This is a genomic window from Chryseobacterium sp. HR92, assembly GCF_045689405.1.
GTDB classification, from domain to species: domain Bacteria; phylum Bacteroidota; class Bacteroidia; order Flavobacteriales; family Weeksellaceae; genus Chryseobacterium; species Chryseobacterium viscerum_A.
This window is the reverse complement of the sequence record NZ_CP139139.1, coordinates 1,655,681-1,669,185: the sequence shown is the minus strand read 5'-3', so window position 1 is coordinate 1,669,185 and position 13,505 is coordinate 1,655,681. Positions and strand designations below refer to the sequence as shown.

Annotated in this window: 15 protein-coding genes; 5 read left to right on the top strand and 10 right to left on the bottom strand. The window is 35.7% G+C overall.

All coding sequences use genetic code 11. The features are described 5' to 3' along the window. Positions 1-142: 142 nt before the first annotated feature. On the top strand, positions 143-307 hold the full coding sequence (locus SFA27_RS07485; RefSeq protein ID WP_407297367.1) for a bacteriocin-like protein: 165 nt from the start codon (positions 143-145) through the stop codon (positions 305-307). A 224-nt stretch (positions 308-531) separates the two neighbouring features. Here the strand turns inward: SFA27_RS07485 and SFA27_RS07480 are convergent, their stop codons facing one another. Continuing rightward, positions 532-1,593, bottom strand: a complete 1,062-nt coding sequence (locus SFA27_RS07480) for an NADH:flavin oxidoreductase (RefSeq protein ID WP_407297365.1) — start codon at positions 1,591-1,593, stop codon at positions 532-534. A 166-nt stretch (positions 1,594-1,759) separates the two neighbouring features. Here SFA27_RS07480 and SFA27_RS07475 point away from each other — a divergent pair, with 166 nt between their 5' ends. Continuing rightward, positions 1,760-2,152 carry a helix-turn-helix domain-containing protein gene (locus tag SFA27_RS07475; RefSeq protein WP_047378201.1) on the top strand — a complete coding sequence of 131 codons (393 nt, stop codon included), beginning with the start codon at positions 1,760-1,762 and terminating at the stop codon, positions 2,150-2,152. A gap of 32 nt (positions 2,153-2,184) precedes the next feature. Here SFA27_RS07475 and SFA27_RS07470 read toward each other — a convergent pair whose 3' ends face one another. Continuing rightward, positions 2,185-2,472, bottom strand: coding sequence for a hypothetical protein (locus tag SFA27_RS07470; RefSeq protein WP_407297363.1), 288 nt, complete (start codon positions 2,470-2,472; stop codon positions 2,185-2,187). 109 nt (positions 2,473-2,581) lie between these two features. Between SFA27_RS07470 and SFA27_RS07465 the strand changes: the two genes are divergently transcribed. Then, positions 2,582-2,998 carry a carboxymuconolactone decarboxylase family protein gene (locus tag SFA27_RS07465; protein ID WP_407297361.1) on the top strand — a complete coding sequence of 139 codons (417 nt, stop codon included), beginning with the start codon at positions 2,582-2,584 and terminating at the stop codon, positions 2,996-2,998. A gap of 19 nt (positions 2,999-3,017) precedes the next feature. Here SFA27_RS07465 and SFA27_RS07460 read toward each other — a convergent pair whose 3' ends face one another. The 3 genes from SFA27_RS07460 to SFA27_RS07450 all read right to left on the bottom strand — a co-directional run bounded on the left by SFA27_RS07460 (position 3,018) and on the right by SFA27_RS07450 (position 6,594). Further along, positions 3,018-3,803: a hypothetical protein gene (locus tag SFA27_RS07460; protein WP_407297359.1), complete on the bottom strand. Its 786-nt coding sequence runs from the start codon at positions 3,801-3,803 to the stop codon at positions 3,018-3,020. Beyond that, positions 3,803-4,018 (bottom strand): hypothetical protein, encoded by a 216-nt coding sequence (locus SFA27_RS07455; protein ID WP_407297357.1) that lies wholly within the window; start codon positions 4,016-4,018, stop codon positions 3,803-3,805. The genes SFA27_RS07460 and SFA27_RS07455 overlap by 1 nt, the downstream gene beginning before the upstream one ends. Before the next feature lie 143 nt (positions 4,019-4,161). Further along, positions 4,162-6,594, bottom strand: a complete 2,433-nt coding sequence (locus tag SFA27_RS07450) for a thiamine pyrophosphate-dependent enzyme (RefSeq protein WP_407297355.1) — start codon at positions 6,592-6,594, stop codon at positions 4,162-4,164. A gap of 138 nt (positions 6,595-6,732) precedes the next feature. Here SFA27_RS07450 and SFA27_RS07445 point away from each other — a divergent pair, with 138 nt between their 5' ends. Continuing rightward, entirely contained in the window at positions 6,733-7,026 is a 294-nt protein-coding gene (locus tag SFA27_RS07445) for a hypothetical protein (protein WP_047378204.1), read from the top strand. 129 nt (positions 7,027-7,155) lie between these two features. Further along, positions 7,156-7,965, top strand: a complete 810-nt coding sequence (locus SFA27_RS07440) for a hypothetical protein (protein WP_407297353.1) — start codon at positions 7,156-7,158, stop codon at positions 7,963-7,965. 73 nt (positions 7,966-8,038) lie between these two features. On the opposite strand, the gene SFA27_RS07435 is transcribed toward SFA27_RS07440, so the two are convergent. From SFA27_RS07435 to queA, 5 genes are all read right to left on the bottom strand, one after another. Then, entirely contained in the window at positions 8,039-9,016 is a 978-nt protein-coding gene (locus SFA27_RS07435) for a polyprenyl synthetase family protein (protein WP_407297351.1), read from the bottom strand. 71 nt (positions 9,017-9,087) lie between these two features. Next, positions 9,088-9,996, bottom strand: a complete 909-nt coding sequence (locus tag SFA27_RS07430) for a hypothetical protein (protein ID WP_407297349.1) — start codon at positions 9,994-9,996, stop codon at positions 9,088-9,090. Between the two features lie 278 nt (positions 9,997-10,274). Next, entirely contained in the window at positions 10,275-11,225 is a 951-nt protein-coding gene (locus tag SFA27_RS07425; protein ID WP_047378207.1) for a sterol desaturase family protein, read from the bottom strand. 72 nt (positions 11,226-11,297) lie between these two features. Further along, entirely contained in the window at positions 11,298-12,332 is a 1,035-nt protein-coding gene (gene rlmN, locus SFA27_RS07420; protein WP_047378208.1) for a 23S rRNA (adenine(2503)-C(2))-methyltransferase RlmN, read from the bottom strand. A 71-nt stretch (positions 12,333-12,403) separates the two neighbouring features. After that, complete coding sequence (gene queA / locus SFA27_RS07415) at positions 12,404-13,453, bottom strand: tRNA preQ1(34) S-adenosylmethionine ribosyltransferase-isomerase QueA (protein WP_047378209.1); 1,050 nt, start codon at positions 13,451-13,453, stop codon at positions 12,404-12,406. Positions 13,454-13,505 lie beyond the last annotated feature (52 nt).

Genomic DNA, 13,505 nt, shown 5'->3' with positions numbered 1-13,505 from the left:
TTAAAACCCGCTTCCGGAAATTCCGGAAGCGGGTTTGTTTTTAAAATACATTCTTTGAAATAATTTATTTCCCATTTTAGTGTAAAGTATTGTTTGATTTACAAAAAATATTATATTTGCATGAATCAACAAACTAATTAACATGAAAAATCTAAAGAAATTAACAAAATCGACATTAAAGAACATCATCGGAGGAAATGCACCACAGTGTGAAGGAGATACTATTGCCTGCCGCCACAAAGCTGAAAATGGTGTTCCTGCCTACTGGTCATGCGAACCCGCTGCAACAGGATGCAGATTCTTATAAAACATGACCTTCAGAATTTTCAGAAGTTGTTTATAAAACAAATAAGAACCCGATTTCAGAAATTCTGAAATCGGGTTCTTTAATAAATAGGTGAAAATTAAATATAAAATAAAGTGAATTATGCTGATTTAATACCAGGTTGAATCATTAATTCCGCTTCACAAGTGAATAAATTATGCTGTTAAAAAATCGACCGCGAAGCGAATTCACTATTCTAATTGATATTAAAATAAAACGCCCATACTTTCTGCTGAAAAATCTAAAAGAGCTTCTGTATTTCCGTCTTTGATCTTCTGTACCCACTGGTGATCCTGTAAAATAGCTCTTCCTACAGCAACAAGATCAAATTCTTCATTGTCAAGTCTTCTGATCAGTTCTGTAAGTTCTGTTTTTTCTGTTCCCTGTCCTGCAAAAGCATTCAGGAAATCTCCGTTTAAACCTACAGAACCTACTGTAATGGTTGGCTGTCCGGTAATTTTTTTAGCCCATCCTGCAAAGTTTAAATCAGAACCTTCAAATTCCGGCTCCCAGAAACGACGTTGTGAACAGTGGAAAATATCTACACCAGCTTCTTTTAACGGTAATAACCATTCTTCCATTTCATTAGGAGTGAATGCCAGTCTGGTTTTATAATCCTGCTGTTTCCACTGTGAAAGACGGATGATAATGGTAAAATCCTCCCCTACTGCTGCTCTGATCGCTTTTACTACTTCTACAGCAAATCTGCTTCTTTCTTTTAGTGTTTTACCACCGTATTCGTCAGTTCTTGTATTGGTTACTTCCCAGAAAAACTGGTCAATAAGGTATCCGTGAGCTCCATGAATTTCAATACAGTCGAAACCAAGGTCTTTCGCAGATTTTGCAGATGCTGCAAACTGTGCAATGGTATCCTGAATATCTTCAATCGTCATTGTGGAAGCCTTTTCCATTGGAACCAACGGATAGTCTTCAGACATTCTTGTATCTCCTACATGCCAGATCTGAGGGCCCATTTTACCTCCATTCTGATGTACAGTATCAATTACATTTTTCCATCCGTTTAAAGCTTCTGTTCCATAGAAATCAGGAATATTCTGCATATTTTTTGATCCCGGTCTGTTGATCACAGTTCCCTCAGAAAGAATTAATCCTACTTCTGAAGCGGCTCTTCTTCCATAATAGTCTGCGACATTCTGAGTTGGGACTCCATTGTCAGACTGTGCTCTGGTCATAGGAGCCATTACGATTCTATTTTTAAGCTGTAAATTTTTGTATTGAAACGGTTTAAATAATGATGATGTGCTCATATTTAAATTTATATTTTATAATTGTTACACAAAGTAACTAATAATAGTTCGCTTTTGTATCTTTTATTAAAAAAATAGTGGTAACTTCGCAGTAACTTACATTAGTAACATCAAAGTAACGTATGAAACGCAGGTCTCATATGATATTTAAAATAAAGATCTCTCTATGAAAAAGAATGAATTAATGCAATACAGCTGTCCTCTGGGCAAGGCAATGGCCGCTTTGGGAAGCAAATGGAAGCCTATTATTGTTCTTGTTATTAAAGACAGAAAGTTACGTTTTGGGGAACTGGCAGTACGCATTAATGTCATTTCCAGAAAGGTATTGACTGATCAGCTGAGAGAGATGGAAGCCGATGGACTGGTTATTCGTGAAGAGTTTAAGGAACTTCCTCCAAGAGTGGAATATTCTCTTACAGAAAAGGGATTGGCCTTGCTACCCATCCTCTATTTATTGGAAGAATGGGAAGCAAAATATCAGGTGAAAGGGCAACATGAAGATAAAGATTGCGCTTTTTTGAATGAGGATGTGAAAAATATAAAGGCTGTCAATGTTTGATAGCCTTTACTTTTATCCTATCTTGACAGATGCTAATTATCAGGCTTACTTTTTATAAATAGTGATAATACAAAAAAGATAAGCAAAAACATTACAAATTGAATCAATAAAACAGGAAGTAAATCTGGGTCTGCATACCTGTATGCAAAACTCAAAATTGACACTGGAAATGTTACTAATATGGCATACAAAGTCCATTCACCATAAAATGGATCGCTGCCATAAGCTGAGCATACTGCCAGTGTTCCAATACCTACATACAGGATAGAAATAATCAGTGCTAATCTTCGAGACTTTAAAAATAAAGTTATTTCTTTCATTCTTTAACTAATAATATGATACACTTTCAAAAAGGTAAGTGTATAACCAAAAAGTAAGTATATAGGTTCTGAAGTGTTTCTGATGCAAATTTGCAGAAAAATTTTCATTATGAATTACAAAGAAATTGCAAAAGAAACGATTGGAAATCTGTATAGAGCCCACAACAGCATTAGAAAATCCGGGATTGATGAAAAACTGATAGCCCTTGTGGAACTGCGTATCTCTCAAATCAATGGATGTGCGTATTGCTGCAGTTATCATGCAAAAGAACTGTCTAATTTTGGCTTTGAACAGGATACTATTAATAGGCTTCCTGGCTGGAAACATACGCAAGTATTTAATGATCAGCAAAAGCTTGTTTTAGAATGGGCAGAAGCCGTCATTTACAGCAAAGATGACTGGGAAAATACCAAAACAAAACTGATAGGCCAATTTACAGAGCGCGAAATCGTAGAACTTACGGCAAGTATAACCCTGATGAATACTTTGAATAAATTGAGGATTACTTTGGTAGATGAGGATTAAAAATTAATAATATTAATTTTTAATCTATGGTTCTTGCAATAACAGAAACCAAATTTCCAGAAGCATCAAATGTTTCATCTAATTGAATAAATGTTAAATTCAAATTTATTAAATCTGAATATTTAAGTATAATATAGTTTCCTTTTATATCTTTATATATACCACTTTGATCTGAAATAAGTTTTCTTTGTGCATTAGTAACTATTAATAGATCTAACCCTCCATCACGAGCTAATTGATAGTCCGCTAAAACTCCTCTATAAATAAATGTTTGTTCATTAACATTGACTAGTGCATCAACGTATGTAAAATCAACATCTTCAACAGTGTCATTTTGCAGTATATGTGAGTTTTTTTCAAAATTCAACAATCTTGCAGTAATAATATAATGCCAGACGTTTTTATATTTAAGAATATCATATTTTGTATCAAAAGATTTTGATAAAACACATTTTTTAAATCTATTACCTATTGAATATGCAATAATATTAAGCAACACTTGATAAACTATAATAGCTATTTTATTTTTTTCTACTGTTGTAATTGCCGTTTTTATTACATCATCATTTGAAGATGATAGACCTAAAATAATATCAAATCCAAAGTCATAATTAAAAACATAATATATAATAGGATAAGATAATAAATAGAGAATAAGACTCGGAAAAAGAGTATTTATTAAAAGGTTATAAAAATCACTCGTTGTATATTGATTAGAAAATTCTCCAGAATAAAACCCTTTAGCAAACGAAATTCCTGGTAGAATCAGGATTAAAAGAATAATCCCACTTAATGCAATGTCCACTATTTTGAAGTTTCTAGTTCTTCTTTTGTAATTGGCTTCTGCAATTCAATCTTCTCAGATGTTCCATCTTTAACAGCAGTTCTAATCGCAGAAATTATATTAACAGAATCTGTTTTACTATGAAGCAATATTCTTCCTAGAGCACTACTTACAGCAACTCTTCCAGTGGATAAATCTCTTTTTCCTAATAAAGATTTTTTAGAATTCAATTTCATATATCAAACATAACAAATTTATTTCAAAAATGCAACTAATTGATTTTAAAATAAATGAAGTTTTAATTTTAATTTTTATTTATGATAAGTTAAAAACCGCTCCCAAAAAGGAAGCGGTTTCAAAAGTTTATCTAAAATCTCAATTAGAATATTGCTGGATATTTCTGAGGATTTGTTTCATTAAACATTGCGTAGATTTTTTCTACCATATCGTCTGTAGATGGCTTACTGAAATAGTCACCATCACTTGCATAGGCAGGTCTGTGATCATTTGCAGAGATTGTCAGCGGATCTGAATCCAGATATCTGAATGCTTTCTGCTTTTCAAGGATCTGCTGTAAGATGAAACCTGTAGTTCCCCCTTCTACATCTTCGTCAATCACTACCAATCTGTTGGTTTTCTTAACACTTTCAGCAATTTCGTGAGATAAATCGAAAGGAATCAACGACTGAATATCAATTACTTCTGCAGAAATCCCTAGTTTTTCCAATTCATTGGCTGCTTCAGTTACAATTCTCCATGTAGACCCGTAAGTAACCAAAGTAACGTCTTTTCCTTCTTTAGTTACTTCAATTTTCCCTACAGGAACAGTGAATTCACCTAAGTTATCCGGCTGTTTTTCTTTTAATCTGTATCCGTTCAGACATTCTACGATGATCGCAGGTTCGTCAGCCTGAAGCATAGTGTTATAGAATCCTGCTGCTTTCGTAAGATTTCTAGGTACTAATACTAAAATACCTTTTGAAAGGTTAAGAATCCCTGCCATTGGAGAACCTGAATGCCAGATTCCTTCTAATCTGTGCCCTCTTGTTCTGATAATCAATGGAGCTTTCTGCCCTCCTTTCGTTCTGTAATGTACTGTTGCCAGATCATCACTCATCCCCTGTAAACAGTAAAGAACATAGTCTAAGTACTGGATTTCAGCGATAGGTCTTAAACCTCTCATGGCCATACCAATACCCTGTCCAAGAATGGTTGCTTCACGGATTCCTGTATCAGCAATACGTAAAGCACCGTATTTTTCCTGCATTCCTTCCAGTCCCTGGTTTACATCACCGATGTTTCCGGTATCTTCACCAAAGATCAGGGTTTCAGGATATTTTTCAAAAATTTTGTCAAAGTTATTTCTGATCACTACTCTTCCATCTACATCTTCAGAGCTGTCAGAATATACCGGTTTGATTTCCTGGATATTTTCAGACTTCCATTCCGACTGAGAGTATAAGTGAGAAGAATAGTTATCTTTTTCAACTGCCGCAACTTCATTATACTTCTGCATCAGCTGAGTTCTTTCTGCAGAGTTTGTACCTCTTGTTGCCAGTAAAGCTTTTCTTACTAAATGGAAAATGTCCTTTTTAGCTTTTGAAACCAGTTTATTGAATTGAGAAATGTATGCTTCAACTTCAGCATTCTGCCCTTTAAGGCTTTCTACTAAAGGTAAAATAGACTGAATAAGTTCTGAAACTGCTTTTTGATAGTTTTCCCAAGCCGTTTTCTGTCCTGCTTTTGCGATCTTTTTTGCCTCTTCATCAATAGTTTCTAGCTCTTCAGCAGTCGCAATTACTTCTTCATTTCCATCAATATCAATAGAATAGTTCAGGATCCACTCTTTGAATTTTGCCAGTCCGTCATACTCAGCTTCCCAAGCCAGACGTTCTTCATTTTTATATCTTTCGTGAGATCCGGATGTAGAGTGCCCCTGAGGCTGGGTAACATCAATTACATGAACCACTACCGGTACACTTTCTGTTCTTGCAAAATGTTCTGCCTTAGCATATGCATCCAATAATGCAGGATAATCCCAAGCTTTCACCTGAATGATTTCACATCCCTGGTTCTCACCTTCCTTTCTCTGGAAACCGCTTAACATCTCACTGATGTCAGCTTTTGCTCTTTGATTTTTAGTAGGAACTGAAATTCCATATCCGTCATCCCAGATAGAAACAATCATAGGAACCTGAAGTGCACATGCTGCATTCAGAGTTTCCCAGAAGTGTCCTTCTGCTGTAGAAGCATCCCCAATAGTTCCGAAAGCAATTTCGTTACCTTCTCTTGAGAATTTTTCTGAACCGTCAAATTTTACACTTTTATAGATTGTAGAAGCCTGAGCCAATCCTAATAATCTCGGCATCTGTCCGGCTGTAGGAGAAATATCGGAAGAAATATTTTTCTGAGCTGTCAAATCTTTCCAGCTTCCGTCTTCATTTAAACTTCTTGTTGCGAAATGCCCGTTCATCTGTCTTCCAGCTGAAGCAGGCTCTCTTTCCACGCTTGTATCTGCGTACATCTGTGCAAAGAAACTTTCTACTGTTAAGGCATCTATTGCCAATGCAAAAGTCTGATCCCTGTAATATCCTGAACGGAAGTCTCCATTTCTGAAAACTTTCGCCATTGCAAGCTGAGGAAGTTCTTTTCCATCCCCAAAAATTCCGAATTTAGCTTTTCCTGTGAGTACTTCTCTCCTTCCGAGATAAGACATTTCACGAGAGATCCTTCCTAACCTGTAGTCTTCAAGTATCTGATTTTTAAAATCTTGAAAGGATATTTGCTGTGTTTCAATGTAGGTTGTTTGCATAGCTAAGTAAAAAAGTTTTTTAATCTTCAAGTATTTTGCTAATATACACTTTTTAAATTAATTTTAATTTTTAATAATCTTTTTTAAAAATTTGATAATAAAAAAAATTGTGCTTTATTTTGAAAAAAATTGTAAAAGATGGAAAAAAAATCACCTCACATTTTGAATGCCTCGAGCAATCTTTTAGGGTTTTCATTGATTATCATGACGTCTCTAAAAATCGCTAAAATCAGTCAGAATACGCATTTAGACGAATTTGCAGGTCTTGCCAGCATCTTTTTTGCATGCAGCTGCTTTTTCTCATTTCTGGCTATCAGAACGAAAACGAAAAAACGGGAATCCACCTTTGAGAGTATTGCGGATTATTTATTTTTAATCGCTTTATTTTGTATAGTTCTGGCAGTTATTATTGTAAGTCTAAAAATAATTTAATTTAAAAACACAAATTCAATTATCATTATCAAACTATAAGTCATAGATTTTTATCGATAATCGCTTATTTTCATTTCTCTGGTATATTATTTGAAATTAACATTAATAATTTTTTAAAAACACTAGAAAATGATGAAAAAATTACTTACCGTAGCTAAGGTTTTTGCCTTTTCTACACTTTACTTTGCACAGGTAGGAATAAATACTTCCAATCCTCAGACGACCTTTCATATTGATGGGGCTAAAGATAACCCAACATCCGGAGTTCCTTCTACAGCACAACAATCTAATGATTTCACAGTGACTAATACCGCACAAATAGGAATAGGAACTGTTACTCCAACAGAAAAACTGGATGTAAGTTCGGGAAATGTACGTGTCCGAAATATTAATTCCAATATAGGAGTTGGCGGAACAGACAGAGTAGTGGTTGCAGATACCAATGGTGTTCTGAAAACTATTGATTTTACAGCCTATTCACTATTCCATGCCCGCCTGGCAGCTGATCAGAATATCAGTAGTGCAGCTTCTATTGTGACATTAATGTTTGCCAGCCCAGTTGCTACTTCCCCATTTTATTCTTATAACACTTCTTCAGGGGTTCTAACTTTTAATCAGGCCGGTAATTATCTGGTGACTTTACAGGCAAGTTTTACAAATATTTCTGCAGGAGCACAATTACTTTTAGGGATCAGACCAGTTCCGGACAGTAACTATCTGGGAAGAGGAAGCCATTATGCAGGAGCTGCAACTCCTACCCTAACAGCTTCAACAAGAATTGGTGAACTAATGAATTACACGACTGTAATTGTAGTGCCTACAGCTGGGTATCAGATTCGTTTTACAGCAGCTCCTAATCAAGCATGTACGATTTTATCAACAGAGATGGGACCTACAGGAAATGGAAATGTAACCAATGTAACGGTACAGAAAATATAAACAGGAAAACATTGATAAAAGGTTTCGGCGCACCTGTGGTGCGCCGAAACCTTTTTTATTTATTAATATTTTTTTAAAACTTTCTTTCAATTACATAATCCAACATGCTATGCAGCGATTTTCTTGCCTCAGAATCCGGGAAATCATTCAGAAGATCTTTCGCTTTCTGCTGGAAATCTTTCATTACCTTAATGGCATATTCCAATCCTCCCGAGTTTTTAACGAATTCAATAAGCTCTTTTACACGTTTGGGGTTATTGTTATAACGTTTTATAGTATCGAAATAGTACTTTCTATCCTTCTCACTGGCTATTTTCAGGGTATGAATTAAAGGCAGGGTCATTTTCTGTTCTTTAATATCAATTCCTACGGGCTTTCCGATCACATTTGAACTTAAATAATCAAAAAGGTCATCTTTGATCTGAAACGCCATTCCTGTAAAGGTTCCGAAGTCCATCATCTTCTTAGCAAGAACTTCGTCTGCATTGTTAGAAAGAACTCCTATTTCACAGCAGGCAGCAATGAGAGTAGCCGTCTTCTGACGGATAATCTCATAATAAACATCTTCTGTAATATCCAGTTTTCTGGCTTTTTCCAGCTGAAGAAGTTCTCCTTCTGACATTTCACGGATGGTTCTGGAAATTACTCCAAGTAAGTCATAATCTTTGTGGTCTGTAGATAGTAAAACTGATTTTGATAAAAGATAATCTCCCACCAAAACCGCAATTTTATTTTTCCATAGCGCATTGATTGAAAAGAAATTACGACGTTTAAAACTTTCATCTACTACATCATCATGTACCAGAGTAGCAGTATGGATTAGTTCGATCATAGACGCACCGCGGTACGTCTTCTCTGTCACCTCTCCTACCAGCTTGGCACAAAGAAATACAAACATAGGGCGCATCTGTTTTCCTTTGGTGGTAACAATAAAACGGGTTACTTTATCTAATAAAGCCACTTTACTCTGCATTGATTCATAAAACTTCTGTTCAAAAAGTTTCATTTCATCATTGATCGGTCGTTTAATCTCTTCTACAATATTTGCCAAAATCTGCGATGCTGGGTGAATAATTATTAATTCTCACAAAGATAATTTTTTTCGCTCAATTTTAAGACAAATTAATCTTTGAGTTGATCTTTAGGGATAAAATAAAAAGAGGGTTTTGTAGTTCCCAATGGAGATTTGAATTTTTCACTGGAAATATAAATTCCCGTTTCATCTACACTTATTCCTTCAATCTGTGATAATGAAAGAGCTGTTCCCAAATAATAGTGCTTTGGTTTTTGCTTGAAAAATATTCCGGGCTCCGTTTCAGTAAAAATATCTAAAAAGACTTCTGTTTTCTTAGTATATCCTATCAAATAAAGCTTTTTATCAAAGTAAGAAGCATCCGTTACCACAAAACCTGTTTTATAGGTTTCTGTTTTTTCTGCCTTTTGCAGTTCTGAAATGTCAGGATCTACGATATAATGGGAGGTTGCTTTTGACGCCCATTCTTTAGTAAATATATGCAGTTTTCCATTTAAATAAATCATGGCTTCTGCATCGAAGTCATTCTTTGTATTTTTAGAAATGAATTCAGTCTGTTCAGGATAATAAAAAGAAATTGTCGTTCCATCTAAAGCTCTTTCTGAACCAGGAATTTTAATGTTTATAGATGTATCAAGACGTTCGTAAGGAACTTTATAGATCATCAGATTTTTCCTTGTTCCTGCATTATTTCCAAAATCTCCTATATAAAAATTCTCACCGTCATTAGCCAAAGCTTCCCAATCATTATTAATCAGATTGGTTTTCAGTGTTCGGATAATTTCGCCATTATTTTTATCAATTTCAAAAAGCTCGGCTGGATTTCCACTATCGTTGAAAGTGTATAATTTTCCGTTTAAAATATCCAGTCCGGAAGTTTCTTCAATTTTATCATTCAGATAATTAACCCTGTATTTTTTTATTTTCAGAAAGTCGGTCTGCTGGGAAAATGCAGATTGAGTAATGATGAAAGTGAAAATCAGAAGGAGTTTTTTCATAAGACAAAAGTAGGGTTTTATTCTGAGCTAGAGGGTTTGAGAGTTGGAGGGTGGTTATGGGGGTACGAGATTTCAGGTTTCGGGTTTCGGGGATGTGAGTTTGAGAGTGAAAGTGTACAAACTACACGCTTAGTCTATCTATCCATACACTTTGTCATTCCGAAGGAATCTAAATATTGTATGCAACCTTTGAAAAAGAAATATCCATTAAAAAAAACAGAAAAACGGACTAAAATAGTCCGCTCTTCCTTAGATTTCTATTGATTTTAAAAACAGGCTTAAGCAGTTTTCTGCTCTTCCTGAGTTTGCTGTTGTTCTTTCTTTTTGGCCTGTTTTGCAAAATATTCTTTCTGGTATTGCCTTACCGTCTTTCCGGTTCCGTCATGTCTCCATCCCGGTGAATTGAAAATATAATTGATCCTGTCTGTAAACTTTAATCCGGGCTGCTTCAGATCTTTCCAGATTTTTCTCCATTCATAAAAAAGTACCGTATCTGGTCTGTTATCAGGCATTTTAGGATAGATTCCATATTTTACGGGAATATTAGGGTCCTCTTTTTGAAAGGTTCCAAATATTTTATCCCAGATGATCAGACACATTCCCATATTTTTATCCAGGTATTTTACATTGCATGCATGATGAACGCGGTGGTGGGAAGGAGTCACAAGAATATATTCTAAAAATCCCATACTCTTCACTGTTTGTGTATGAACCCACGTTCCATATACCTGACCAATAGCATAAGCCACCATAATATGCCATGGATTGAATCCTAAAAATGCAAGCGGTGAAAAATATAAATATCTGTAAAGCGGCTGTAGGACAGGACTTCTGAATCCTGTTGTAAGGTTAAAATATTCTGAACTGTGGTGCGTGATATGAACTGCCCAGAATGCTCTGGAACGGTGGTCAACATAATGCAGTACATAATAAGCAAAATCTGTGATGATAAAACAAGCCAGCAGATACCATACACTAAGATCCCATGAAAAAAGCCTGTGATTGTAGAAGAAAAACATAACGCCCATGGCAAATGCTTTCATGATAAGGTCCAGACCAAAATTCATTAAGGCCAGATAAACATTTGTAGCAAGATCTTTCCCACTATATAACTTAGCCTCTGAAACGTGGCTGTAAATCATTTCAGCTAAAATAACAGTTGCATGCAACGGGATAGCCCATGCATACACATTTTCCAGCCCATCCTCGCTCATAAGAAAATCCATCATCACAAAATAATTTGTGCAAAGGTAGGGTTTTAACCTTTTTTTAAGGAAGTTTTGATTTTTTTTAAGGAAATTTTAATCCGTTGCTTTGTTGGCCAATTGCCCGCAAGCTGCATCAATATCACCTCCACGGCTTCTTCTGACCATTACAGTAATACCTGCATTTTCAAGCTGGCGGATGTAGTTTTCTTCCGCCTGTTTGTTACATTGGTCATACTTACCATCACCAATCGGGTTGTATTGAATAAGGTTTACTTTTGAAGGAACCTGTTTGCAGTATCTGATTAAAGCTTTAATATCTTCATCTCCGTCATTGATTCCTTTCCATACACAATATTCAAAAGTAATGACAGAACCTGTCTTTTGATACCAGTACTGAAGGGACTCCATAATATCCGTCAACGGGAATTTATCAGAGAAAGGCATGATCTCGTTACGCTTGGACTCGATAGCAGAGTGAAGGGACAAAGCCAGTTTCACACGCAGTTCGTCATCAGCAAGCATTTTGATCATCTTTGGAATACCGGATGTAGAAACGGTAATTCTTCTTGGAGACATTCCCAATCCTTCCGGCTGGGTAATTTTTCTGATAGCCTCCACTACGTTTTTGTAATTCATCATCGGCTCTCCCATTCCCATAAATACGATATTGGAAAGCGGTCTCTCGAAGTACATTCTACTCTGGCTGTCAATCAGAGCTACCTGATCTACAATTTCAGCCACTTCAAGGTTTCTCATCCTCTTCAGTTTTGCTGTAGCACAGAATTCGCAGTTTAATGAGCATCCTACCTGCGAAGATACACAGGCTGTAGTTCTTGTTTCTGTAGGAATAAGAACAGACTCCACCATCAGTCCGTCATGAAGTTTCACTCCGTTTTTGATGGTTCCGTCAGTACTTCTTTGAAGAAGATCTACGGAAACAGGGTTGATTGTATATTCTTCGGAAATTTTTTCACGAAGTGATTTCGAAAGATTCGTCATTTCATCTATCGAATGGAGATTTTTACTCCACAGCCAGTCATAGACCTGTTTCGCACGAAACGGTTTTTCTCCTAAAGACTCAAAGTAATCTTTAAGCTGGTCCAGTGATAATATACGGATATCTTTCATTATAAGGTTGTAGATTTTAGGTGGCAGGTGGCGGGTAACTACTACCTGCCACCTTTTACCTATTATCTTTTTTATAGAATTAACATTGCGTCACCGTAAGAATAGAATTTATACTTTTCTTTTACGGCTTCTTCATAAGCTTGCATTACGAAATCTTTTCCAGCAAACGCAGCAATCATCATAAGAAGTGTAGACTTCGGTGTGTGAAAGTTTGTGATCATTGAAGTAGCTACTCCGAAATCGTGAGGCGGATAAATGAATTTATTAGTCCATCCGTTGAAAGCAGAAATCTTTTTGTTTGAAGAAACAGAAGTTTCCAGTGCTCTCATTGTAGTGGTTCCTACCGCACAAACTCTTCTGTGAGATTCTACCGCTCTATTGATAAGGTCAGCATTTTTCTCATCGATGATGATCTCTTCAGATTCCATTTTGTGCTTAGAAAGATCTTCTACCTCAATCGGGTTGAATGTTCCCAATCCTACGTGAAGTGTTACTTCAGCAAAATTGATTCCTTTGATCTCTAATCTCTTCATCAAATGCTTAGAGAAGTGAAGACCTGCAGTAGGTGCTGCAACAGCTCCTTCTATTTTAGCATAGATAGTCTGGTATCTTTCTGCATCTTCCGGCTCTACAGCTCTTTTGATATACTTTGGAAGTGGAGTTTCTCCCAATTCTTTTAATTTCGTTCTGAATTCGTCGTAAGAACCGTCGAATAAGAATCTTAACGTTCTTCCTCTTGAAGTAGTGTTATCAATAACTTCCGCTACCAAAGATTCATCTTCAGTGAAGAATAATTTGTTACCAATTCTGATTTTTCTTGCCGGATCTACCAAAACATCCCAAACTCTGGTTTCTTTATCAAGTTCTCTTAATAAGAAAACTTCAATTTTAGCACCTGTTTTTTCTTTATTTCCGTAAAGACGGGCAGGGAAAACTTTAGTATTGTTGAAGATAAACAAATCATCCTCATCAAAATAATCCACTACATCCTTGAATAATTTATGCTCGATAGTTTGTGTTTTTCTATCAAGTACCATTAATCTAGCTTCATCTCTGTGCTCTGATGGGTGTTCTGCTAATAGTTCCGCAGGAAGATCAAAATTAAAATCTGATGTTTTCATTTTTTAAATTACGGTTTAAAAATTATTGAAATTACAAGGTGTAATTTTCGGA

What these genes read in the sequence shown, in the direction of transcription:
- SFA27_RS07425 (WP_047378207.1), bottom strand. Translation starts at nt 11,225, where the DNA reads ATGATGGATTTTCTTATGAGCGAGGATGGGCTGGAAAATGTGTATGCA.
- SFA27_RS07450 (WP_407297355.1), bottom strand. Translation starts at nt 6,594, where the DNA reads ATGCAAACAACCTACATTGAAACACAGCAAATATCCTTTCAAGATTTT.
- SFA27_RS07480 (WP_407297365.1), bottom strand. Translation starts at nt 1,593, where the DNA reads ATGAGCACATCATCATTATTTAAACCGTTTCAATACAAAAATTTACAG.
- SFA27_RS07465 (WP_407297361.1), top strand. Translation starts at nt 2,582, where the DNA reads ATGAATTACAAAGAAATTGCAAAAGAAACGATTGGAAATCTGTATAGA.
- SFA27_RS07475 (WP_047378201.1), top strand. Translation starts at nt 1,760, where the DNA reads ATGAAAAAGAATGAATTAATGCAATACAGCTGTCCTCTGGGCAAGGCA.
- SFA27_RS07485 (WP_407297367.1), top strand. Translation starts at nt 143, where the DNA reads ATGAAAAATCTAAAGAAATTAACAAAATCGACATTAAAGAACATCATC.
- queA (WP_047378209.1), bottom strand. Translation starts at nt 13,453, where the DNA reads ATGAAAACATCAGATTTTAATTTTGATCTTCCTGCGGAACTATTAGCA.
- rlmN (WP_047378208.1), bottom strand. Translation starts at nt 12,332, where the DNA reads ATGAAAGATATCCGTATATTATCACTGGACCAGCTTAAAGATTACTTT.
- SFA27_RS07470 (WP_407297363.1), bottom strand. Translation starts at nt 2,472, where the DNA reads ATGAAAGAAATAACTTTATTTTTAAAGTCTCGAAGATTAGCACTGATT.
- SFA27_RS07430 (WP_407297349.1), bottom strand. Translation starts at nt 9,996, where the DNA reads ATGAAAAAACTCCTTCTGATTTTCACTTTCATCATTACTCAATCTGCA.
- SFA27_RS07455 (WP_407297357.1), bottom strand. Translation starts at nt 4,018, where the DNA reads ATGAAATTGAATTCTAAAAAATCTTTATTAGGAAAAAGAGATTTATCC.
- SFA27_RS07440 (WP_407297353.1), top strand. Translation starts at nt 7,156, where the DNA reads ATGATGAAAAAATTACTTACCGTAGCTAAGGTTTTTGCCTTTTCTACA.
- SFA27_RS07445 (WP_047378204.1), top strand. Translation starts at nt 6,733, where the DNA reads ATGGAAAAAAAATCACCTCACATTTTGAATGCCTCGAGCAATCTTTTA.